The 22,907-nt window shown below is 69.3% G+C and carries 22 protein-coding genes and 1 pseudogene; 6 read left to right on the plus strand and 17 right to left on the minus strand.

What is annotated here, in order from left to right:
* Window positions 1-503: 503 nt before the first annotated feature.
* From NCC78_RS02890 to NCC78_RS02900, 3 genes and pseudogenes are all read left to right on the plus strand, one after another.
* Entirely contained in the window at window positions 504-1,436 is a 933-nt protein-coding gene (locus NCC78_RS02890) for a hypothetical protein (RefSeq protein ID WP_250791565.1), read from the plus strand.
* 158 nt (window positions 1,437-1,594) lie between these two features.
* Window positions 1,595-2,417, plus strand: a pseudogene (locus NCC78_RS02895) (HARBI1 family protein).
* Between the two features lie 205 nt (window positions 2,418-2,622).
* Window positions 2,623-3,306 carry an SAM-dependent methyltransferase gene (locus NCC78_RS02900; RefSeq protein WP_250791567.1) on the plus strand — a complete coding sequence of 228 codons (684 nt, stop codon included), beginning with the start codon at window positions 2,623-2,625 and terminating at the stop codon, window positions 3,304-3,306.
* A 268-nt stretch (window positions 3,307-3,574) separates the two neighbouring features.
* Here NCC78_RS02900 and NCC78_RS02905 read toward each other — a convergent pair whose 3' ends face one another.
* A complete protein-coding gene (locus NCC78_RS02905) occupies window positions 3,575-4,618 on the minus strand; it encodes a DMT family transporter (RefSeq protein WP_250791568.1) in 1,044 nt (347 codons plus the stop codon).
* On the opposite strand from NCC78_RS02905, the gene NCC78_RS02910 reads away from it, so the two are divergent.
* On the plus strand, window positions 4,617-6,023 hold the full coding sequence (locus NCC78_RS02910) for an aminotransferase-like domain-containing protein (protein ID WP_284706210.1): 1,407 nt from the start codon (window positions 4,617-4,619) through the stop codon (window positions 6,021-6,023). The two genes, NCC78_RS02905 and NCC78_RS02910, sit on opposite strands and share 2 nt — an antisense overlap.
* A 191-nt stretch (window positions 6,024-6,214) precedes the next feature.
* Here the strand turns inward: NCC78_RS02910 and NCC78_RS02915 are convergent, their stop codons facing one another.
* Both NCC78_RS02915 and NCC78_RS02920 read right to left on the minus strand, forming a co-directional pair.
* Window positions 6,215-7,039 (minus strand): ATP-grasp domain-containing protein, encoded by an 825-nt coding sequence (locus tag NCC78_RS02915; protein ID WP_250791571.1) that lies wholly within the window; start codon window positions 7,037-7,039, stop codon window positions 6,215-6,217.
* A gap of 27 nt (window positions 7,040-7,066) precedes the next feature.
* On the minus strand, window positions 7,067-7,588 hold the full coding sequence (locus NCC78_RS02920; protein ID WP_250791572.1) for a hypothetical protein: 522 nt from the start codon (window positions 7,586-7,588) through the stop codon (window positions 7,067-7,069).
* A 485-nt stretch (window positions 7,589-8,073) separates the two neighbouring features.
* Between NCC78_RS02920 and NCC78_RS02925 the strand changes: the two genes are divergently transcribed.
* Both NCC78_RS02925 and NCC78_RS02930 read left to right on the plus strand, forming a co-directional pair.
* Entirely contained in the window at window positions 8,074-8,760 is a 687-nt protein-coding gene (locus NCC78_RS02925) for an HAD family hydrolase (RefSeq protein ID WP_284706212.1), read from the plus strand.
* A complete protein-coding gene (locus tag NCC78_RS02930; protein WP_250791575.1) occupies window positions 8,757-9,191 on the plus strand; it encodes a GNAT family N-acetyltransferase in 435 nt (144 codons plus the stop codon). Before NCC78_RS02925 ends, NCC78_RS02930 begins: the two co-directional genes overlap by 4 nt.
* Window positions 9,192-9,316: 125 nt before the next feature.
* Here NCC78_RS02930 and NCC78_RS02935 read toward each other — a convergent pair whose 3' ends face one another.
* From NCC78_RS02935 to NCC78_RS02995, 14 genes are all read right to left on the minus strand, one after another.
* Window positions 9,317-10,279, minus strand: a complete 963-nt coding sequence (locus tag NCC78_RS02935; RefSeq protein ID WP_250791576.1) for a MerR family transcriptional regulator — start codon at window positions 10,277-10,279, stop codon at window positions 9,317-9,319.
* Between the two features lie 149 nt (window positions 10,280-10,428).
* Entirely contained in the window at window positions 10,429-10,896 is a 468-nt protein-coding gene (locus NCC78_RS02940; RefSeq protein ID WP_250791577.1) for a hypothetical protein, read from the minus strand.
* A 134-nt stretch (window positions 10,897-11,030) separates the two neighbouring features.
* The gene (locus tag NCC78_RS02945) at window positions 11,031-11,954 is read right to left on the minus strand and encodes a hypothetical protein (RefSeq protein WP_250791578.1); all 924 of its coding nucleotides are present in this window, start codon (window positions 11,952-11,954) and stop codon (window positions 11,031-11,033) included.
* Window positions 11,955-12,083: 129 nt separating this feature from the next.
* Entirely contained in the window at window positions 12,084-13,103 is a 1,020-nt protein-coding gene (locus tag NCC78_RS02950) for a C40 family peptidase (protein WP_443677193.1), read from the minus strand.
* A 487-nt stretch (window positions 13,104-13,590) separates the two neighbouring features.
* Window positions 13,591-13,722, minus strand: coding sequence for a hypothetical protein (locus tag NCC78_RS31950; protein WP_284706211.1), 132 nt, complete (start codon window positions 13,720-13,722; stop codon window positions 13,591-13,593).
* A gap of 297 nt (window positions 13,723-14,019) precedes the next feature.
* A complete protein-coding gene (locus tag NCC78_RS02955) occupies window positions 14,020-14,466 on the minus strand; it encodes a hypothetical protein (protein ID WP_250791581.1) in 447 nt (148 codons plus the stop codon).
* Window positions 14,463-14,864: a hypothetical protein gene (locus NCC78_RS02960; protein WP_250791582.1), complete on the minus strand. Its 402-nt coding sequence runs from the start codon at window positions 14,862-14,864 to the stop codon at window positions 14,463-14,465. The genes NCC78_RS02955 and NCC78_RS02960 overlap by 4 nt, the downstream gene beginning before the upstream one ends.
* A 119-nt stretch (window positions 14,865-14,983) precedes the next feature.
* A complete protein-coding gene (locus NCC78_RS02965; RefSeq protein ID WP_250791583.1) occupies window positions 14,984-15,973 on the minus strand; it encodes a DUF932 domain-containing protein in 990 nt (329 codons plus the stop codon).
* A 75-nt stretch (window positions 15,974-16,048) separates the two neighbouring features.
* Window positions 16,049-17,407 carry a MarR family transcriptional regulator gene (locus tag NCC78_RS02970; protein WP_250791585.1) on the minus strand — a complete coding sequence of 453 codons (1,359 nt, stop codon included), beginning with the start codon at window positions 17,405-17,407 and terminating at the stop codon, window positions 16,049-16,051.
* A gap of 171 nt (window positions 17,408-17,578) precedes the next feature.
* Complete coding sequence (locus tag NCC78_RS02975; RefSeq protein ID WP_250791586.1) at window positions 17,579-18,172, minus strand: hypothetical protein; 594 nt, start codon at window positions 18,170-18,172, stop codon at window positions 17,579-17,581.
* Window positions 18,173-18,186: 14 nt separating this feature from the next.
* Complete coding sequence (locus NCC78_RS02980) at window positions 18,187-18,918, minus strand: hypothetical protein (RefSeq protein WP_250791587.1); 732 nt, start codon at window positions 18,916-18,918, stop codon at window positions 18,187-18,189.
* Window positions 18,919-19,013: 95 nt separating this feature from the next.
* Window positions 19,014-19,703 carry a hypothetical protein gene (locus tag NCC78_RS02985; protein ID WP_250791588.1) on the minus strand — a complete coding sequence of 230 codons (690 nt, stop codon included), beginning with the start codon at window positions 19,701-19,703 and terminating at the stop codon, window positions 19,014-19,016.
* A gap of 309 nt (window positions 19,704-20,012) precedes the next feature.
* Window positions 20,013-20,861 (minus strand): replication-relaxation family protein, encoded by an 849-nt coding sequence (locus NCC78_RS02990; protein WP_250791590.1) that lies wholly within the window; start codon window positions 20,859-20,861, stop codon window positions 20,013-20,015.
* 205 nt (window positions 20,862-21,066) lie between these two features.
* Window positions 21,067-22,907: type IV secretory system conjugative DNA transfer family protein (locus tag NCC78_RS02995; RefSeq protein WP_250791591.1), on the minus strand; the 1,841-nt coding region annotated here is incomplete at its 5' end.

The raw sequence follows: 22,907 nt of genomic DNA on the forward strand, positions 1-22,907 counted from the left end.
GTCGGGCATCAGGTGGGACGTGAGCGTCAAGCATGTCCCCTGACAGGACAACGGGCACGGTGAACCCACTGCCGAATTGGCCTCTTCTGAATCAAGGCGGTCCGCAAAGCGGCCGCGCCGGCCCGGCCCACTGACGGACGACAAGGACTCCCGAAGACCTAGGGGCTCCGCCCCGAAACCCCGGCCCTCTTCAGAGATCAGCCGGGGGGCGGATCCCCTCGCCGGGCACCACAAGGGCTACCAGCCTCCCCGGACGGGGCCAAGGTCGTTCGGCTGGTGAGGCGCTCCACCTTGTCCCCGCCCGGGGAGGCTGGACGGTCTACGACTGCCCGATGAGGAGATCCGCCACTGGCGCACAGTGAGCCATTCCGGGTAAGGCCATGGTGACGTTACGTAGTGTTGCACCTGTGGCGTGTGGAACTGGCGCGTGCCGGCAACTGTCTCGCGCCGGCTGACGTCGAAGGCACGTGGACCTACTTCTAAACGTGCTTATGTTTCTCGCGGTGGCGCTGTTCGGATATCTCACGGGGCAACGCTTCCCGCATCTGGGTGGGTGGATCAGCCGGCGGGGCAGTCGATACCGCGCGGCCGTGGTTCGGCCGCCAGGATCGTGGCGTTGGCGGTCACGGCTGCTGCTCGTGGTAGGTGCGCTCGCCGCCACGGCGCCGGTGTGGCCGATCATCCAGCCCGGAGATCCCGTCGCGGACGAGATGTTGGAGCCGGCTGAGGTCGCCGTGGTCGTTTCTGTGGTCCTCGTGTTCCCGGTCGCATGGGCCCTACTGGGCCGGTCCAGGCCGTATGCCTGGCGCGTCGCTATCGTGCTCGCTACGTGTGTCGCCGGGTGGTCGCTGTGGACCGTCACGTTCGGCAGTTACGACACCCCGCCCAACATCGATGACGGACTGCGCTGGTACTTGGTGGCGACAGGCGTCATCGTCGCGTCCGCGACCGCAGTCGAGTCGTGGCAGGGGCGGCCAAGGGAACTGTTGACCATGCACTGGGCGATCGGCGCGCTCGTGTGGATGATCGGCGTGGCCGCTACCTTCGCAATACCGGTCGTCGGCGACCAGCAGGTGCCGCCGCGCGACGCGATCCTACCGCTGCCTCCGACGATGACCGTGGCCCACGAGGAGGCGCGGTGCGCCATGCCCGAGAACTTCGGTTTCGGTCCCCGCTCCTGCTTACGCCGATTTACGGTCGCCGCCACCGACGGGGCGAACGTGCGAGAGCTGACCCGGCGGCTCGGCGAGCATCTGCAGCGAACCAAGGGCTGGCCGGCCACATGGTACGACCCGTCCACCGTGCAGTTCCCATGCCGACGGATCGGCTGGCTCAACCCCTACGAACTCTGCCTCGAACTACGGCACGACGAATCGACGTCGACCGTGAAGCTCCAGATCGCGTACTACAACGGACGAGAACGTGTCATCTACTGAGCCTTCCGCGTAGCACCCTGAGCACCGTTCGTGATGCCCGAATCGGTGGCTACGGGCGGGAAACGCCTGTATAGGCATGGTCGAGCAGCAAGAACGCGGAACTCCGATATGAAGTGTTCCTCTCACAGACCACGTCACCCGGAGTTCCGCGCCTGACCATGAGTATCACCTATACCGCCACCCTGGGCGTACGCGACGAGACCGTCTTCTTCCTGTCCGGGCTGTTGCACGCCGAACAGCAGCGCCGTGGTACCCGTCGCAAGCGGCGTGCGCTGAGCTGCTTCAAACAGGCCGTACTGGTCCTGCGCTGGCTGCTCGACGGCACCCGGATAACTCAGCTGGCCGGAGACAATGGGATCAGCCGGTCCACCGGCTACGACTACGTGCACGAGGGCATCAACGTCCTGGCCGCCCAAGCTCCCGGCCTGCACGGCGCGCTGCTGGCCGCGAAAGCCGCCGGGTACGACTACATCCTGCTCGACGGCACCCTGATCGAAACCGACCGGATCGCCACACCCGGCCCCACCGCCGGCGTGGACCTGTGGTGGTCGGCGAAGCACCAAGAACCACGGCGGGAACGTCCAGGTCCTGACCGCCCCGGACGGCTGGCCGCTGTGGACCTCGCCGGTACGGCCCGGCCGGGAACACGACACCACCTGCCTGCGCACCCACCCCGACCTGCTCGACACCCTCGCTGCCATCCGCGCGGACCTGCGCACCCTGGCCGACCTGGGCTACGAAGGCGAAGCCGACACCATCGCCGTCGCGTTCAAGACCCCGAAGAACGGGCAGCTCACCGACATCCAGCAGCAGTTCAACCGCGCCCACAACCGGCTCCGCGCGATCGGCGAACGCGGCAACAGCCTGCTCAAGATGACCTTCAAAGCCCTCCGGAACGTCAGCCTGTGTCCCCGGCGGATCGGCGCCGTCGCCGCCGCAGCCCTGGTCATCCTCCACATAGAGCACGGACGAACCGCCTGAAACGAACACTACGCACAGTCGCGAACCGTAACTCGGAAAGGCTCAATGCGATGAGAAGGGTGTCGATGTCAGCTGTTACACGCAGACAATGACACCCTTTGCAATGCCGTCACACTCCCACGATGACCAGCCCAATATGCCCAAGGTCCCAATAGGACAGTGCCGATACCGTGTGCCGGTGACTAACCAAGATCTCAAGCGGTACTTGGCCGCCGCCGCGGCCAACCTAACTTTTAACGCGCCGCTGAGCGCGGAGCGGGCAGCGGACCTGATTCGGCGGCTGGCCCCCAGCGGGGCGGGCTGGCGAGCCTTGGACCTGGGCTGCGGCAACGGCGAATTGCTCATGCGGCTGTGTGAGAACCACGGTATCTCTGGTGACGGGGTGGAGCGCGACGCCGGCGACGGTGAACGGGCCCGACTGAACGCGACGAAGCGGGGAGTCTCCGATCGGGTCACGTTCCACAGCACGGATGCCGCCACCTGGGACCGGCCCGCCGACCTCGTCGTCAACGTCGGGGCCGGCTACGTCTGGGGCGACGCCGCGCAAGCCCTCACCGCGTTGCACCGTCTCACCGTGCCCGGCGGCAAACTGCTGTTCGCTGACGGCATCTACCAGGCCAGCCCCAGCGATCAGGTCCGCGAGACCTTCGGTGACCTCCCCGACCTTGCAGCCCTAGCCCAGTTCGCCGTGGACGCCGGGTTTCGACCCCTGCATGTTGCCGTATCGACCCTCGCCGAGTGGGACGACTTCGAGTCCGACTGGCGTGCTGGCATCGAACGCCTCGGCACGCCAGACGCACGCGCATTCGCTGACCAGCGGCGCGACGGATACCTCAACGGCTACCGCGGCATCGTCGGCTTCGGATGGCTGATTCTGACACCGGCCTGATCACCGAACTGCTTCGCGCAACTGACCAGCCAAACAAAGAAATCAGTCATCGCCTTGTCGTTACGGCCGGCGGCCCATCTCCTTGCGTAGACCGCGAACCGCGTTCGTCCGGCGTGGCGGATCGACGTAGCTGCCCCGGTTGATCGCCGCCTCGGCCTCGGCGAGGAACGCGCTGGCTTCCTTGCGGTTGCGGGTCGGTCAGGTGCGTCAGGCATCCCGATCTGCCCGCGATCCGCGCGGTCATGCTGAGTGAGTGTGGCCCGGTCCGTCACGTCGGCAAGTTCAGGGTTTGATGGGTGTGGTCCGCCGCTCGCGGGGGTGCCTTGTGCGGGAGCGGCCCCGCGCATGGGGGTGGAAGGGTGCGGTGCATCGCGTCAGCGGTGGCGTCCTGGTCTGTTGCGCGCGCGCTGCGGCTGCGCTGAATCAGTACGACGCAGGCCAGCACGACCAGCGCCGCCCCGATCGAGGCAGGGGTGACGGTCTCTCCGAGCAGTAGCGCGGACCAGAGCAGGGTGAGTACCGGCTGTGCGAGCTGGATCTGGCCGACCTGGGCGATGCCACCTCGGGCTAGACCTGCGTACCAGGCGAAAAAGCCCAGGAACATGGAGATCGCGGTGAGGTATCCGAGTGCCGACCAAGCGGCGGCGTCGGCGCGCGGCGGGTGGGCCGAGGCGGCGACGAGCGTGATGAGCAGGGTGACGGGCAGCGAGAGCAGCAGCGCCCAGCAGATCGTCCGGGCGCCGCCCAGTTCCCGGGCGAGCGCGCCGCCCTCGGCGTATCCCAGCCCACACAGGACGACCGCCGCGAGCAGGAACAGGTCGGCGGCCGACAGTGCGCCGTGCATCGCGCCGCTGGTGATCAGGAAGGCGAGCACCGCCGCCAGCCCGCCGGCGCTGGCGACCCAGAACAGCAGCGGTGGGCGCTCGCCGGCCCGCAGTACCGCGAACACGGCGGTCATGGCGGGCAGCACGGTGATGACGACCGCGCCGTGTTCGGAGGTTTGGGTGGTCAGTGCCAGCGAGGTGAACAGCGGGAAGCCGACGACGACGCCAAGGGCGACGATTGACAGCCGCCGCCACTGGCTTCGGGTGGGTCGCGGCGCGCCGGTGAAACGTAGGTACGCCCATGCCAGTAGCGCCGCACCGACCGCCCGGCCGAAGGCGACGAACCACGGGTCGAGTTGCTGCACGGCGACGCGGGTGGCGGGCAGCGACATGCTGAAGGCGAGCACGCCCAGCGCGCCGAGGCTGAGGCCGATGACCCGATCGGCCGTTACCGTGGTTGCGACAGTAGCGCTACTCTTATCCTTCATGAACAACGGTAACGCAGTGGACCGCGTTATCCAAGATCTGCGCGGGCTCGTGGCCGTCTCGGGCCCTGGAACTCGGCTGCCCTCGGTGCGCGAGTTGACCGCGCGGCACCAGGCCTCGCCGGTGACCGTCGCCGAGGCGGTCCGACAGCTGGTGGCGCAAGGGCTGATCGAGACGCGATCGGGGAAGGGCACCTTCGTGGCCGCCCCACCGGACGAGCGACGCGCCCCAGACCTGTCCTGGCAAACCGTCGCGCTCGGCGCCCGCCGACCAGGCGAGGAGGAGATGCAGGCGTTATTGGCGTTACCGCGGTCGGGAGCGATTCCGCTGTCTGGCGGCTACCTGGACGCGGATCTGCAGCCGGCTGCGGCGCTCGGCGCCGCGCTCACCCGCGCCGCCCGGCAGCCCGCAGCCTGGCAGCGCGGGCCGGCCGAGGGGCGTGAGGACCTACGCGCCTGGTTCGCCCGTGAGGCCGGGGCCGGGCTGCGCGCCGACGACATGGTGATTTGCCCGGGCGGGCAGGCGGCGCTGTCATCCGCGTTGCGCGCTCTCGCCGCACCCGGCGACACCCTGCTCGTCGAGTCCCCGACTTACCTCGGCGCACTGGCCGCGGCCCGGGCGGCTGGGCTGCGGGTGGTACCGGTGCCCGCCGACGCCGACGGCGTACGCCCTGACCAACTCGCCGCCGCGTTTGCTCGCACCGGCGCGCGACTGTTCTACTGCCAACCCCTCTACGCCAACCCGACCGGTGCGACATTGGCAGCTCACCGCCGAGGCGAGGTCGCCGGTGCCATACGCGACGCCGGAGCTTTCCTGATCGAGGACGACTACGCCCGCGACCTCACCATCGACGGAGAAGCCCCGCCACCGCTGGCTGCCGATGACCCAGACGGGCACGTGATCTACCTGCGCTCACTGACCAAGTCCGCCGCTCCCGGCCTACGTGTCGCCGCGATCGGTGCCCGCGGCCCAGCCGGTGCCCGGCTCCGCTCGGCCAGGTTGCTCGACGACTTCTTCGTCGCCGGCCCGCTGCAGCAGGCCACGCTGGAGTTCGTCACCGCCCCGGCCTGGACACGGCACCGCCGCACCCTGCGCACCGCGCTGCGGACCCGGCGCGAGGCGCTGCTGACCGCACTGCACCGGCACCTGCCGGGACTCGCCCCACCGACGATCCCACGCGGCGGCCTGCACGTGTGGGCCAGCCTGCCCGACAGCACCGACGACGTCGCCCTGACCGCCGCAGCTGCCGCCGAAGGCGTCATCGTCTTCCCCGGCCGCCCGTGGTACGCGGCCGAACCCCCGGCGCCGCACCTGCGCCTGACCTACGCCGCAGCCCCACCCGGCCTCATGGACGAGGCCGTCCGCCGCCTCGCTCGCGCCCTCAGACAAGAAACGATACGTTCGTAGCCTGCCTACTGCGCCCAGAGAGTTCGCTGGTATCCGCGAACAAGATCACGTGCACGCTTCTGCCGCCGAGCGGGCGCGCCCTGCCGGACGTTCGTCATGGCGCCTGACGCTGTCCGTATGCCTCCTCGGCGGTGACGTCTTGGCTGGCGTCGAGGCGGACGTCGGTGGCGAAGTTGGTCATCGTGGGGCTGCTATCCGAAGGGGGTGGGCGGTCTAGTGAACGCATGGTCGCGGGGAGCCAGCCGGTGGCGTGGTCCGGCCGCGCGAAGCACCACGTCGAGGACCTGGTCGGGGTCGGCGGCGTAGCTTGTGCTGAACCAGGCCATGTTCGCCTCCACCACGGCCCAGTGTTCGTCGCCGCGGTCGGCGTTGCTGGCTAGACCGACGTCGACGACGACGGCGCTGGGCAGGCTGTTCGCGAAGGCGTCGAGCAGGCTGGCGGCGAAGTCGAGCACGGCGGCGTGGTGCGGGCATGCGTCGAGTGGGGCCGGGTCGAGCCGACCGTTGATGGCGTAACGGCTAGCGGCGTGCACTGTGGCGTCGAGGACGAACAGCCGGTACTCCACCAGGAACGTCACGATCTCGCTGACCAGCACCGGAGTGTCGGCGGGGTAACGCTCGGCGCGGGGCAGGCGGGAGCCGTCGGCGTAGACGTCGGCCGTCAGGGTCTTGTCTCGGGGCGGCTTGACGAACATCGGCGTACGGAGCCAGCGTGCGTCGCCGAGGGTGGTGAGGGTGATGTCGCGGCGGGTGTACTCGTACGGCAGGTGCACCAGCCAGTCGTCGGCCGGTTCGAGCATTGCCAGGTCGAGGTCCGGGGCGACTGCAGCAGCGAAGGTCGGTCCGCCGTAAAGGTGCCCGCCCCGGGCCCGCCGCAGCTGAGCTGGTACCGACGGATTGGGCAGATGCTCCACGGCCAGGCCTCTTCGCCGGGCCGAGTGAGCAAGCAGCTCGGCGGTGCTGTCAGGGCGCGGCGGTAGCACCAGGAAGTCAGCGACCGGGACGGCGATGGCCATGACTGACGATTCTGAGGGTCCGTCCCGTCAGTAGCAACCGCGGCTCCGGCAAGGTGCGGACCCTGGTTGCTCTGGCGGTCGCACGTGCGGAGCCAGTCGTGCTCCAGCAGCGAGGTTGTCACGCCAGTAGCGGTAGACCAGGCCGGGTACCACCTCAACCGATCGTGCTGCGACGAGGCAGGTAAGAAGATCACCCCCGGCTGGTGCGTCGGCGTCGAAGGCAACGATCGCTGGTGGTTCTTCACCGACGTGCCGACGCACCAGTGCGCGCTCGTCGAAGGTGGGTTCCCGGAACCGAGGATCCCGGAACTGGGTCGGGCAGGCCAGGTATGCGACGTCTGTGAAGAGCACCTCGAGACCGTGGTGGTAGGTCAGGTCGTGTCCCGCGGCCAACCGAAGCTGGGAGCCGTCGAAGTGCAGCACGTCCCAATCCCACCAAGATCCCTCAGGCAGTTCGATCACACCGCCGATCCTCCCATCGGTGATCAGGCAATGAAGCGAGTCGGCATCCTGATTTGCCGCGATCCGCGCGCTGCGCAGGGTGACCACCCAGCAGCAGCCCTCGGAGTGTCCGGACGTAGCCGAGAAGAGTGCACCGCGTCAGCAGTCGATCATGATCTGGGACCGGTGGTAGCGCCAGGAAGCCGAGAGTCATCGGCTACGAGCGGAGACCAGCTCACCGAGGCTTCGGGGCGACTACCTCAAACGCAGCTAACTCCGCCACTTCCCGGTCGACAGCTGCCTCCTCATCGCCACCAGCCCGGCCCGACCCGAGCGCGAAAGGGCTGAGTCAGCAGACATGCCACCTCGTCAGGACTGGACCTTGGCGGTGTGGCCGATGGTGACGACGATGACCGAGTGTTCCTCGTGGGAAGCATGCGCGGTGTGTGTCTCGACGGTGACCAGCATCTCGCGGGACGGGCCCGCGCCAAGCCGCTGGCGTCGTACCGCCGGACGGTCCCTAACGCCGCTGCCCGTCGCCGCTGTCGGGACCGCGCGTGACCCGGCTGCCCCGCGTCGGCCTGGCCGCGGTCGTGTTCGACCTCGACGGCACCCTGGTCGACACGATGACGATCGCCCCCACCGTGTACGTCGACACGATCCGCGCCCTCGGCGGGCCGGAGGTCTCGCCAGCGACTGTGGTCGCTACCTGGCACATCGGGGCCACACCGTTCGTGCTTGCCCATTTCCTGGGCCGCCCCGTCTCGGCCGAAGACGTCGAGTGCTACCACCGGCACTTTGCGGCGACAGTCGCGGACGTTCGACCGTTCCCCGGCGTACCCGAACTGGCCGACGATCTCGATCGGGCCGGCTGTCAGCTCGGCATCTTCACCGCCGCCACCCGCCGGGCCACGGCCCTCGTACTGGCCTCCACCGGGCTCGACCGACTGTTCCCGGTCGTCGTCTGTGGTGACGAGATCGCCGAACCGAAGCCCGCACCGGAAGGCCTATTGCTGGCCTGTCAGCGCCTGGGTGTCGACGTCGCCGAAGCCGCGTACGTCGGCGACGCGGAGGTGGACCTCAAGTGTGCCGAGGCGGCCAGGTTGCTGGCCATACACGCCCGCTGGGGCATGACGTCCCCCGCACCGGCCGAGGTCATGGTGGCCCACCGGCCTGCCGACATCCTCGAACTGCTCGCAGGACCGGCACCCGGGTCGCCGGATCACGCCACCGCCGCAGGACAGACGCACCGCACGACACCCCGAAAGGACAACCCTTGATCAGCGTCACCCCGCTTCAATCCGACGACCGCCCCACCTGGGAAGAGCTGTTCTCCGGCTACAACGCCTTCTACGGGCGCACCTGGCCGGCGGAGAACTACGACCATGCCTGGCGGGAGTTCCAGCGAGACAAGCGGATCCATGCGCTCGGCGCCCGGCTCGACGGCCGGCTGGCCGGCATCGCCCACTTCCTCGTCCACGCCAGCACAACCTCGCCCGACGTCTGCTACCTCCAGGACCTGTTTACCGCCCCGAACGCCCGAGGCAAGGGCGTCGCCCGAACCCTGATCCGGGCCGTCGAGGAATGGGCCCGCGACCAGGGCTGTACCCGGCTCTACTGGCACACCCAGCAGCACAACCACACCGCCCGCCGGCTATACGACCAGGTTGCGGATTTCCGCGACTTCATCGTGTACGCGATGCCGCTGTAGCCAACGCCGAACTGCGGTCGGCGCCGCTCGTGCCCAGCGGAATCGACGGTACGGCGTGTCAGGTCGGAACGACCCGCAGGAGCAGCACACTCTCATGCCGCTGATCGGTCGAGCATGCCACGCTGTCATGCCGACCGGGGCGGGTCGCCGCGCAGCCAGGCCAGTACCTGCTGGGCGTGCTCGTTCGGCGGGAAGATCGGGTAGAAGACATGTTCGATTCGGTCGTCCTTGACGACCAGCGTGAGCCGCGTGAACAGTCGCATACCGCCAGCCTCGAAGGTGGGCAGGTTCAGCGCGTCGGCCAGGGTCAGCGCCGGATCGGAGAGCATCTGGAACGGAAGCCGCAGCCGCGCCACGGTTTCCCTCTGGTAGGCGGTGTCCTGGCTAGACAAACCGAAGACGCGTCCGGCACCAGCATCGAGGAGGTCCTGGTGGTGGTCGCGGAAGTCGCATGCTTCCGGAGTGCAGCCGCGCGCTCCCGGAATAGCGTCCCAGCCCTCCGGCAGGTCGGTGTCCGGGCGGCCCGTCAACGGGTAGATGTACAGCACGGTGCGGCCTGGGCCGAGATCGTTGAGCCGGACCACCCCACCCCCGGTTGCGGGGAGATCGATGGGCGGCATTGGCATGCCGGACAAGTGATCAGCCGCCCTGTCATCCTCGGGTACGGGCAGGTTCGGTGGCAATTGGTACAGGTCGGTCACGGGATCTCCTTGGTTCACGGCCGGGACGATGCTGTGGCGGTGAGCGGCCGCCCGCAGGTGAGCAGCCAGGGCCGCCCGACGGGCCGTAAGGGCGCCAATCTGCCGGGTTAACTCGTCAATGGCGTGGCGGTAGCCGGCCAGCGAGGCCGGACAGTCGTCGGCGTGCTGGCTGCCGGCGGCCAGGCATTGCAGGAACGGTCGCGCACGCTCCGCCTGGATCCCCAACTCGCGCAACGACCTGATCTCGCGGATCAGCCGCACGTCTGCCTCTTCGTAGTTCCGGTAGCCGTTGGCCAGCCGGCCGGGGGTGATCAACCCGAGCGATTCGTAGTAGCGAACCGCCTTGGTCGTGACCCCCGCCCGGGCCGCCAGCTCACCGATCTTCATTCCACCCACCCGGAAACGCTAAACCCTGCCCCAAAGGGCAAGGTCAGCCGCCGTGATCGATCCGCATCTGCGGCAATGCGGGCGGTCATGCCGATGTGAGGGTGCTTTCTCAGCCCTCCAGCTGAGAAGGACGGGCCCGCCATATGCAATCAGGTCTGCAAGACGCGGGCGACCGTCACCGTTCCTTCGAAGAAATTTCGCTCGAGAAGTGCACCGGCGCGGTACATCCAGAGGACAGCGTCGACGTCCAAGATCTCCGAGATCCTGGGCAACGCCTCGGTGGCCCTCAGGAGCACGCTGGGAATCGTTAGGCTTCCCCACATGATCACGAGGTCGCCGTCATCGCGGATGAACTCCCCGATCACGTGCATGCCTTCGTCCTCGGCGTGAACGACCAGATCGCCGGCCACCTTGGCCCACGCGATCGAGCCGTCCCGATTTTGCGGGAACAGCCGGAGGCTCGCCGCCTCATACCGAAGATGCTCCTGCAGGTCCAGCAGGCGGACGCCTGGGCGCCCAACCCACGTCAGCAGCCGAGACTCTCCCTCGGGTGCCCGAGCCACCTTGACCATCGATCGCGGCAGAAGGTCGGCCCGGGTTCCGTAGAGGTCACTCACGAGTCGAACACCCTACCTCGACCTACGAAGGTCAGGTATCCGCATCTAGCCGCGATCCGCGCGTGGCGGAGCGTGACGGCGGCCGCGACCGCTCGGCATCCTGATCTGCCCAGATGCGTGCGTGGCCCTGGTTCCTACTCGCCGAGGCGGTTCCCGAGACGTGATCCTGGCTCCTCACCGTAGAGGAGTTCCAGAACCCACAAGGTCTCAAGCGGGTCGATGGGGTCACGCAGGGCGCGCAGGACGACCGGGTGGTCGCATCCGGCGGTTGTCAACTGATCGGCCAGTTCGACGGGATCTAGGTTCTCTCCGGTAGAGGTCTTGGTCCGGAGAGCGGGCACCGACCGCCAGCCGGGGTCGACGGTCGCGCGGTAGGCGGCCACCACGTCGTTCATGAACGCTGCCCACTGCAGGAACGGAAACTCCACACTGCCTGGACTGCGGATGGTAAGTGGATCCCACCCATCCTCCTCGGCTTCCGCGAGAGCCCAGCCCTCTGCGGTGGAGATCCACCGGTAACCCGATCCTGGCTCACGGCAATCCCAGTGATCGAGCTGATACGCCAGTCGCTCCTGCAAGGTGGGGCCGAACCGCGGCTCTGGCAACAACGGCCCTTCACTGAGCAGGTTCAGCGCGACAGCGAGCATCGGCCGGGCAAAGCGGATCTCCTCGTCGGTGGTCAGCGGTGTGAAGCGCGACAACAGCGCAAGCAACGGACCCGGATGCCGTAACTGCACGTCGCGCAGGGCTGCGAGCCGGGCGATGTACTCCAGCTCGACCCATCGGAAGGTCCAGGGGAGAAACTGGGCGCAGTCGTCGTCGTAGCCCAGTTCGGGCAGCAGCTCATCGCCTTGACGAAGGAAGAGCGTCATCAGGTTCGGGTTCTGCAGCATCCGAACCTCCAACGACATCTCACCAGCAGTCAGGAGCACAAGCTCCGTAACAAGTTCGGGCGGATCATCATCAAAGTCCTCCCAGGGCCGGTCGAGATAGCCGTCCCAGAACCCGTAGTCCAGCACGACCCGCCGGATCAGATCACGACTCGCGGAAACCACCACAAAGTGATCTTTGCCGGACCGGCGACGGATGTCGAGCGGCCAGCGCCACTATCCGGATCTAGCCGCGATCCGCTCGCCCGAGGACGGCAGATGGAACACGAAGCGGGATCGAGGTGGGATCCGACGCTGTTACAGCACAACCCGCCTGATGGCGGCGATCTGGCTGGACCAGCTGCTCAGCCGCGAGATCTTGACCATGTCGCCGGTTCTTGGTGCCTGGATGATCAATCCCTGCCCAATGTACATGCCGACGTGGCGTGGGTTGGTCATGGCGCCTTGGCTGCCGGGGACGAAGATGAGGTCGCCGGGCAGCAGGAGCGCCGGGTCGGGCACCGGCTTTCCGGCTTTGATCTGGTCGGTGGTGACGCGTGGGATGTCGATGCCGGCTGCTCGGTACGCCGACTGCATGAGCGAGGAGCAGTCGCATTGTTTGGCGGGGTCGCCGGAGTGCGGGTCGGTGCAGGAGCCGCCGAAGTAGTAGGGCGTGCCGACTTGGCCGACTGCCCAGAAGATGGCGGTCGCTACGGCGGGTGGGGTGTTGGCGGGTAACGCGAACCCGGCGGGGAGCGCGTCGAGGGCGTCGGTGGCGCAGTCGGCGGGGGTGCTGGTCAACTGCTCCACGAGGTGCAGGGCGTCGTCGGTCCACTTGGTGTAGGCGTCGGGGATGGCGGACACCTGGACGGCTTGTGCGGCCTGGGTGAGCGGCATCGTCTGCCAGCCGGGCACGGTCTGGAGCTTGTCGAAGAACGTGCCGGCCTGGTAGGCGGGCTCGGACAGTTGCGCGATGGTGCCCCAGCCTTGGCTGGGGCGTTGCTGGAAGACGCCGATGGAGTCGTGGTCGTTGTTCTCGCCGAGGTGGGGCAGGTTTCGTAGGCCGGATTCCTGCATGGCGGTGGCGACGGCGACGATCCAGCCCCAGCGGGGTACGCCTTTGGCGACCCCCACGTCGATGATCGTGGCGGCGGTGCTGAGTTGCTCGGTGTCCCATCGGCCCGTGTCGGGCGGCTGCCCGGAGGGACGTATGGCGGGCGCGGCGGCGATGGCGCACCCGCCGGGGCCGCCGCCGGCGACGGAGGACAGCAGCAGTAGGGGCAGGCCGAAGCAGGCGATGACGACGACGGTAACGACGACGACGATGATCTTTGTCATGGTGATGACCTCTCGGGATAGCAAGAAAGGGCCGGTCTGCGTGCGGGTGCGCGGCCGGACGCCGCGACGTGCGTTCTGAAGGCCGTTGAGAAGGGGGAGCAGCTCGGCGTGGGTCTCGCGGAGGAAGTCGGTGATCAGGGTGCTGGCCGTGAACAGCGGGTGGCCCACGCCGACGCAGGTGGCGTAACGCCAGTCCCAGTGGCCGGGCTCCAAGCTGGGCACTTACCAGAGGGCCCCGGCGACGTCGAGGAACACGACGTTCGTTGATCTGGGGTGCCAGCAGGGTCATGGGCTGGCTGGCGCAGGTGGCCAGGCAGTGGCAGTCGGGGTCGTTGTAGATCGAGCGAGGCCGGCCGTGGTGGATCGGGCGGTCGCAGGCGCGCTCGCAGGCGTTGCGGTAGGTGCGGTGCATAGATGTCTTCCTTGGTCGTGAAGCACGAAAAGGTCGTGGGTCGCCCGCCTGGGCGGCCCACCTCGAGCGGTCGCGTCAGTCGGTGGACGTGCCGAGGACGTTGGCGGCCTGGCGGAGCAGGTGCTCGATGACGAGGCTGGCGTCGTAGACGTCGGCGCGGGTGTCGTTCCTGGTGGCGTTGTCCCAGTCCCAGGTGCCGTTGGCCATGGCCGGACGTGCCACAGGTCGCCGCACTGGCCGAGGAACAGCGCGCGACCCTGCTGATTGGCCAGCACGGTTATGGGCTGGGTGGCGCAGGTGATGGTGCAGGCGCAGCCGTGCTCGTTGTAGGTGGTGCGCGGCAGGCGGTGGTGAATGATGCAGCGGCAGTTGCAGACCCTGCGCCACGGTGGCGTGTACGTCACGGGTTCCTCCCCGAGGGGTGCATGCGCGTACGCCTCGGTCGCCGCCGGCGTAGGGGCGGCTTCCGAGACGTACGGGGTTGGGACGGGTGGTGTCAGGCCGTCATGGGTTCGACGGCGGGACGGTGGAGGTGCCGCGTGGTCCGAGGAGCACGCTGTCCTGGATCTGGCGGGTTTCCTCGACGGTGAGCACGGAGGCCGGCAGCCGCAGTACGTGCTCGCACCAGGCGCGGTAGAGGCGGTGGGTCCCATCGATGAGCAGCGGGCCGGGCGGCGCTCCGTTGACGCTGATCTGCGCCACGATCAGCGGCTGGGTCAGGTCGGTGGTCATGGCGTAGCTCCGGTTGAGGGCGGTGCTGGTCGGGCCGATGAGGCTGGTTGCCCACGGGTTGGGGTTGCCGAGATGGGTAAGGCCGTACGCGGCGGCCCACGCCAGCACGTCCCGGGGCCGGGTGTCGCGGGGCGACGCTGCGATCAGCGCCTGCGCGGCGTCGATCGAGAACACCCACGGCCCGACGTGGAACCACTGGGGTAGTCCGGGTCTGGTCACTGGTGGTCCTTCGTCGCGGTGACGCGGGTGTAGATCGCGATGCAGCCCAGGATCAGCTCGTGTGACGGCAGGGCCAGCAGCCGTTGCCGCTTGTCGTCGCGGAGTCGGTCCCAGATAAGGACGGTGACGCTGGCCGACCACAGGTCGACGAGGACACCGTCAATCTTGGCGTGCTGCCGGTTCGCGACGATGCGCCGCAGCGTGCCGATGAGCGTGGGGTCTCCGGGTGGGTGGTGGGCGTCGTCGGGTCGTTGCGCTTCGGGGAGCAGGGTGTAGCAGTCCTCGCAGGTGGACTCGACGCGCGGCAGGTCTTCGGTCTCCCACCGCTGGACGTCGGCGGCGGGCAGGCCGCACACCGACTGTCGGAGGTCGCGGGGGTAACGGATGTGGCGGATCATCGACGGGACGTCTCGTCTGGTCCGCGCCGCCCGGTGCTCGGCGGTGCCATGGGTATGTCCGTTCCGTGTAGGCCGGGGCAGCGGTCGGTGGACCGCTGCCCCGGGGGTTCGAGGTGCGGTCAGACCTTCAGCAGGTCGAAGGCGGCTACCTTCAGCTCGCCGACGTTGCCGGTGAGCACCCGGTTGGCGCGGGCGATCTCGTTTTTGGCGGGTTGGTAGTGGTCGAGGTACTCGGTGATGGCCTGGTATCCGGCCCACCGGCTGCCGGCGATGTCTTTCTGGGTGTCGGCCTCGCGGATCAGGTACTTCAGGGTGCCAAGCCGCTGCTTGGCGTTGTTGCGGGTTTGCTCGGAGGCGTTGTCCTTGACCAGCCACACCTGGCCGACGATCTTCTCGAACTCGCGCATGGTCAGCTCGGTCTGGAGCATCCGCTCGGCGGCCTTCTCGAAGGTCTCCATGTACGTCCACATCAGTCCCAGCGCTTCGCGGGCCTGGCTGATCTGGGAGTTGACGTTGGAGGTGTGCCGGAACGTGTAGTGCCCGACCGAGTGGGCGAAGGCGGCGCGTTGCGTATTCGCGCACACGACCCGGATCGGGCTGGCGTCCACCCGCAGCGCGGCGGTGCCGTCGTGGGAGGTGGTGCCGATCAGGTAGAGGTCCAGGCGGTCCACGCCAGCGATCTCCATCGCCGTAGGCAGCTTCATCGTGACGAACACGCTCTTGCCGCGACGGAGGCTGCCGGCGGTCTCGAAGTGGGCGCCGCCCACCTGATCGACGAGGCGGTCGAGCATCTCGGCGCACTGCTCGTTCTGGACCACGGTGTAGTCGGTGCCGACGACGCCCAGGTACTCCGTCTGGCCGGTGACGGGGTTGCGGCGCACGGTCATCCGCTTGTCGTCGGCGGGGATCTGCACCTCGACTCCGTCGATGATGTCGATGCCGGCGGTGCGGATGGTGCGCACGCCCCAGTCGCCGAGCCGGGCGGCGGCCATGATCTCTTCGGCCTTCATCGTGTCCTGGGTGACGGTGCCCAGCTGGTGCCAGGCCGACAGGCGGGCGCTGGCGAAGGCGGTCGTTCCGTCAGCGAAGGTCTCGAGTTCGTGTGGCACGGGTTTCTCCTTTTGATGTGCCGCGGGGGGCCGAGCGCGCGCTCGGCCCCCCGCGATGGATTGGGCTGGTGGGGGTCAGGACTGTTCGGCGTCGTTGTCGCCGTGCCCGGCGCTGCCCGCGCTGGCCTCGGCGGCGGGCTGGTCGGGCTGCGCCGGGTAGGCGAAGGTCAGCGGCGCGTCGGAGACCAGGACGATGCGGCCGGCGGCGGCGGCCTTGGTGCAGTTGTTGCGCACGGCCCCGGAGCTGACCGCGCGGGCGAGCTGCCCGCTGATCGCGGTGGCGATGTCCTGCGGGGTCATCGCGCGTCCCGGGTGGGCGGCCAGGATGTCGAGGGTTAGCTTCTCCAGCTCGCCCCGGCCGAACGGCTGGCTGCCGTCGGCGTTGATGCTCACGTCGCTGCGGCGGCTCGTGCTGCCGGTGATGCCGGGTGCACGCGGGGGTGTGCGGGTGGGCAGTGTGACGACGTGGGTGTCACCGTCCGGCCCGACGACGTGCAGGGTGCCGTCCGGTCGGATGAGGGGCAGCACCGCCGCCGTGGCGCTCGGCGTGTTCGCCAGGTGACGGATGACCTGGTGGCACAGCGGGCAGCGGGGCGGCTCCGGGTTCGGGTCGACCTCGCTGGCCTTGGTCGGGCCGGGGATCCACCGCTGCGGCAGGCCGGGCAGCCGGCGGGCGGCGTCGGCCTGCTCCATCGCGGTCAGCAGCCGGGAGGCGGTCGGGTGACTGATCCCGCTTTCTGCCACGATCACGTCGAGGGTCGCGCCGCTGTCGCCGTAGTCGGCCAGGACGCCCTTGATGGCCATGACCTTGCGGTCACCCGGACGCGTCGGCTGCACAACTGTCCGACCCTCGTCCTGCCCCCTGTCCGCGCCCTTGTCGCTGTCGTCGTCGGCGGCGCCGGTCTCGTTTGCTGCGATGTCGGTCTCGCCGTCGCGGTCCTTCGAGGTCTCTGCGTCGTCGCTGCGGTTAAACGCGTCGCGGGGCTGAGCGGCCGGCTCGGCGTCAGCGGTTTCGTCCTGCTGGCTGACCCCGTCCTCCGCTTCATTGCCACCGTCGCCGTCCACCGCGTCGCCGGGGTTGTCGGCCGCCTCGCTGCCCGGCTCGTCGGCGGCGTTGTTGAGGCCCGGGTCGGCGAGGTCGGCCTCGTCCGCGCCGGTGGCGTGCTCGTCGCCGAGGCCGGCGTCGTCGGCAGCGGTGTCGGCGATCTCTGCTGGGGTTGCCAGCGTCCACCGGGTGGGCGTGCCCTCGGCCGGGTCGGCGTCGGTCTGCACCGCGACGATCACACCGGCGTCGGCCAGGGTCTTGATTGCTTTGTCGGTGGTCGACCGGGCCTTGCCGGCCTGGTCGGCCAATTCGTGGACGTTGCCGTGGCCGAGTTCGGTCAGGGCGTCGAGGACGGCCTGCGTGGCAGGCGTCAGGGACAGGTGTTCCATGAGATCCCCTCCTTGGGAACTGGTGGGAGAGCCCGGCACGGTGTGGTGCCGGGCCGGTGGTGCGCCGGGTCGCGGGCAGCGGTCAGCGCGGCAGACGCGTGCAGCGGTGCGCCGCCGGGCGGTGTGCCACAGAGGTCCGGCCCGGTGGTCTTGGCGGTATGTGACGGTGCGTCAGTGATCGGAGGCGGCGGCCTCGTCGGCAGCGGCCTGCAGGATGTAGAGGCGGTCGGAGGTCGGGTCGCGGTAGATCCCGGCATCGGCGTGGGACAGCCGCAGCGGGTTGACGCTGCCGCGCGGGCGGAACCTGGCATCGGACGTGCCGACCGTGATGTGGATGGTGTGTCCGGCGAGGTTCTGGCTGCGGCAGGAGTCGGTGTGCGGCAGGACGACCAGGACGGTGTCGCCGGGGTTGACGTGGCGCCGCCGCACCGACCGGCCCGGGTTCGCCTCGGCGTACACGGCGCGGGCAGGGTCGTCGATGAGGGCGTCGATGCAGTTGCGGGCGTAGCGGTACTCGCGCGCCAGCTCCTGGATCGTCTCCAAGGGGCCGGCGAGGGTGCTGACCGTTGCGGTCAGGTCGTCGTCGTTGATGAGCAGGGTGCGCAGCCGGTCCACTGCCAGCAGCAGCTCGGTGCGTGTGTGCCGCAGGGTGGCGGCGGCATCAGGCAGGTGCGCGGCGGCGGGGATGGGGTCGGCGGCGTGCTGGTCGAGCGTGCGCCCGGTGGCCCGCGTGACCCACCGGCTGATCGTGTCGGGGTGCAGCATGAGGTTTCCCTCGTTCAGCTGGTGAGGTGGGCGAGTTCGGCGGGGTCGAGCTGGTGGGGGGTGCGGTTGCGCCAAATGTCGGAGTGGCGCAGGTGCCACCAGCGCAGCAGCGACCGGCAGGCCGGGGCGAGGTCGTCGCACGAGGGCAGCGGATACGCCATCGTGGGCGGAATCTGGTGATGCGGCGCGGCGATGTACGCGGTGGGCTCCCACCCCTGGGCGGTCTCGGTGACCTCGCCGATGACCCGGTCGGGGTAGGGGATGTCGAAGGCGCTGGCGGCCTCGCTGTCGGGCACCACCAGCCAGGTGTGTGCCTCGTTGCGGCGCAGGGTGGCCACACCGCGCGACGGGTCACCGGGGTACAGCAGGAGGTGCCGCTGGTCGCCGTCGCGGATTGGCCGGTGGTTGCGCCAGGCGCGGTAGGCGGCGACGAGCACGGCGCCGAGGACGATGTGTCGCTCCCGTGCGCCGAGCGTGTCGGTGAGGGCTTGGTGGTAGCCGGCGATGTGCAGGTCGGCGCGGGCGGCCAAGCCCTGTCGTGCCCTCTCGGCGAGTGCACCAGTGCGGGCGAGGGCCTCATCGAGTGTGGTGGTGCTGTCGGTGAACTCGCGGGCGGTCTTGTGCAGGACGCGGGCGAGGTCGCCGAGGGCGTCGAGGGTGGCCGTGTCGTGGCGCCAGAGGTGCTCGGGTAGGACGTCGTTGGTGTCGGCGGCGATGCGCCGCAGCGCCGGATCGGTCAGGAACACGGGGGATCTCCTGTGCAAGTGGTCGGGTTGTGGGCATGGCGAAGGCCGATCGCAGCGGGGCTGCGACCGGTCCTTGGTGTGGTCAGGTGTGGTGGTTAGGCGATGGCGACGGCGCACAGTCGTGCGCTGGAGCGCAGGCTGCGCAGGTAGGCGCAGGCTTCGTTGAGGAAGCGGAACTGGTCGGCGACGGAGTCGCTGGTCGGGGCGAGGACACGGCCGTCGGTGGTGATCAGCGCGTCGCCGATCAGGGCGATGCGCCAGTGCAGTCCGACGTAGGTGGCTTCGCCGGCCTGGTAGACGGACAGCTCGTAGGGGTCGAAGTGGTGGGCGAGCATCGCCAGGACCCGGGGTTGCTGCTCGAAGCGGCGGCGGGCCTCGGCCGGGCTGACCTTCATCGGGTCGGCGTGGTGTTGGGCGAGGTAGTCCTCGAAGGGATGGGCCGCACGGGTGGTCGCGGCGATGTGGGTGTTCCAGGCACGCCAGCGCTGGGCGGCGTCGTGGGCGGCCTTGGCGGCGGTGCCGGTCAGGTCGAGGCGACCCTTGCGGCCTCCGGCGGCCATGGTGACCGCGCCGAAGCGGCGGGCGGCGTCGAGCAGGTAGTAGGCGAGGAAGCGGGTCAGCCAGCCGATGAGGCGGCGGTGTCGGACGTGGTAGCGGCGGGCGGGGGTGCCGTTGGCGTGTAGGAGGTCGTGGACCTTCTCTGAGGCGGCGAACCAGTCGGCGTCGTCGCCGGGGGCGAAGCAGACGGTGACAATCGGAGCGGTGATCGGCGTGGGCGTGGGCATGGCAGGGCGCTCCCTTCGTGCAGGGGTGGGCGTGGAGGGGTTGCGTGGTGGTGCCACCGGATCGCGACGTCTGTGCCGGGGGCGCTGCCGTGGAAGGCGCGGGGCGTGGATCACGAGCCGACCACAAGGTGGGCTGTGGGTGATTGCGCTGGCGCGGGCAGGTCCAGGGGGAACAGATGGGCGGCGGTGCGAGCAAAAAGAAGAAGCTGCACCGTAGCTCCGCGAGCTGACAGCAGCATCCCTGTCAGGAATGCCGATCATGCCTCTGAGCTGCGCTGACAGGATTCGTCGCGGGCCTGTCAGGGTCTGTCAGAGCACGAAGCCGCTCTCGTCGTAGTTCGGGTTGTCCGCCACGGGCTGCCCGTGGTCGCTGGGCAACTCGGCGAGCCGGACCCGGTCGGTGGCGCCGGGAAGCCAGACCGCCTCGGCGGGGTCGGTGGCGTGGGTGGCGGTCGCGACGGCAACGTCGCCGTGCCGGCCGCGCAGGAGCCGGTGCAGGTGTTCTTCGCGTTGTTCGCTGCCGAGCCAGAACAGCACCGGGTAGCGGGGGCCGCCGCGGCGGATCAGCTGTGCGTACCGGTCGAGCTTGGCTACCACCCTGCCGAGGGGTTCGGTGCCGGTGTCGGCCTCGAGGAAGAACCCGACCGTGGTGTCGGCGACGCTCCACAGGCCGTGCCCGTCGGCGGTGATGGTCCGGAACTGCTTGGTGGTCATCGTCTCGGACCACCACCGATCCAGGCGCGCCCGCGGGTGCTGGCGGGCGTGGACGGTGAGCCGGACGAAGAACTCGTTGGCCGTGAGCAGGTGGGTCAGCTTCGGGTTGGCCGAGAGCCGGTCGACGCTCTGGCGGCTGGCGCGGACGGTGGGCTCGGGCCGGTGGTGGGCGGCGGCCTGGAACCGGTGCCCGTGGTGCCCGAGCGTCCAGTGCCACGGTTGGCTGCCGCCTCCGGCGCGAGCGAAGCGGAACCGGTCCAACAGGCCCAGGGCGGCCAGCTCACCGAGGCGGATCTGACAGGTCCGGCGGGCGAGGAACAGCATGCGGTGGATCTGGTCGGTGGTGAGGACCTGGTGGTCGTCGAGCAGCTGGAGGAGCTGACGGTCACGGCTGGTGATGTGGGGATAGATGGCCAGCAGGCTGACCGGGCGTGATTGCGGCATAGGTGCGTCCACCCCTGAAGAGAGAGTCCCGGAGGGAGTCTGGATAGGTTGATCTTGACTTCGGTCGTGGCGTGGGCCAGGCTGCGGCAGGTCAGGCACCTGACAGGCCGGGTGCAGAGGGCTCGTGTGAGGGCTCGTGTCGCGGACACCCCCACACGAGCCCCCGATGCCGCACCCAGCCGAGCCCCCGCACGCGCGGCGGGGATCAGCGGTCGCGGTCGGTCATGCGCCGCTTCATCGCGGTACGGGCGAGCTGCTGCATCGGCGGCTCACCACCGGTGCGGCTGTGGGCGGCGGCGCACTCCTGCCGGATCGCGGTCGCCTCACCCACCACCGGCGCCGGCGGGTTGGTGACGAAGGTGAACGCGGGCAGCTCCCGGTTGCCGACCAGCAGCCGGGCGGCGGCGGTGTAGACGTCGAGGTGGGCGAGGTCGTGCTCGTCCAGCTCGGGTTTGGTGTGCCGGGACAACTCCCGCGCGTCGGCGGGGTCGACGGTGAAGAACAGCTTCGTGCGCGCGTTGGCCGACACGGCCGCGGCGATGTCGCGGGGCAGTTGCGCCAGGTCCTGGTGGGCCAGGACGAGGCCGAGGCGGAACCCTCGGGCCTCGGCCAGCATGTCGCCGACGCTGCCGGGCAGCGTGAGGAAGTTGTGGCACTCATCCACGTACAAACTGGCGTCTCTGCGCTGGTCCTCAGGGATGCCGGCGCGGGCGATGGCGGCCTGCCACACCCGGGCGACGATCATTGAGCCGAGGATGCGGCTGGTCTCCTCGCCGAGGATGCCCTTGGGTAGCCGGCACAGCAGGACTCCGCCGTCGAGGACCTTTCCCATGTCGAACGACGAGTGCGCGTTGCCTATCACGGACTTGACGAAGTCCCGCAGCAGGAAGGCCCTGAGCCGGGCGAGGACGGGGGCGATGACCTGGCCGCGGAACTGTTCGTTGATGCCGTCGTACCAGAGCCAGAACCCGCCGAGGCCGTCCGGGTCGTCCAGGCCGTGGGTGAACCGGGCCCGGAAGTCGCGGTCCTGCAACAGCGACGGGACCAGGCTCAGCGTCGGTTTGGCGTGCCGCATCAGCGTGAGGCAGGCGACCCGCATGGTGTCGTCCATGCGTGGCCCCCACTGGCCCTGGAAGATCTTGGCGAAGATGCCGACCAGGTTGTCCACGGCCAGGTGCGGATCGCCGCCGTCGTCGAGGGGGTTGAAGCAGCCAGGGTTCTCCTGGTCCGGGTCGATGATCACGATCTTCTTGGCGTACGACGTCGGGAGTCGGTCGAGGATGTCGGTGATGAGGTCCCCGCGGGGGTCGATGACCACCGTTCCGCGCCCGGCCTTGATGTCGCCGAGGATCATGTTCAGCAGCAGCGTGGACTTGCCGACGCCGGTCTTGCCGACGACGTGCACGTGCTGCCGGGCGTCGGTGACGGTCAGGCCGACGCTGTGGTGGCCGATCTGCGAGCGGCCCAGCACCTTCACGCCCCGCCCTCCGGAGGGCACCTGCACCGGCGCCGGCACGGCCTTGGCCCGGGCCCGATCGAGTCCCGGCACGGCGAGGTCTTGCGGCAGCGCGGCCAGCGCCGCGAGTTCCGCGACGGTGGCCAGGAACCCGCGCCGCAGCCTGCGTCCGGCGATCGTGGCCACCGGCTGGGGCATCGTCATCCGTCGCAGCCGGTTGGGGCCGGTGTACGCCGCGGCGGCCGAGGCGATGGTGTGCCGCAGCCCGACGAGACGTGAGCGCACTTGTGCGGCCCGTTCCGGGTCTGGTGGGGACGTGTCGGCGTCGGCCGCTACGGCGAACCGGACCGCGATCTCGTAGTGCGGTACCCGCACGGCCTTGTCCACGATGGTGCGGGCGTCGGCGGTGGCCACCGGATCCCGCTGCGCCGGACGCACCACGGGGGCAGGGGTGCGTGGCCGCGACGAGCCGGGCGTGAACACCGCCAGGAACCACAGCAGGGGCTCGATGGCCAGCCGCGCCGCCCCGGCGACGGCGCGGGCGGCCACATCGGGCCGCCCGTGGGGATGGTTGCTGGTGCTCGCCGCGG

The organism is Micromonospora phytophila (assembly GCF_023656545.1).
GTDB classification, from domain to species: Bacteria; Actinomycetota; Actinomycetes; order Mycobacteriales; family Micromonosporaceae; genus Micromonospora; species Micromonospora phytophila.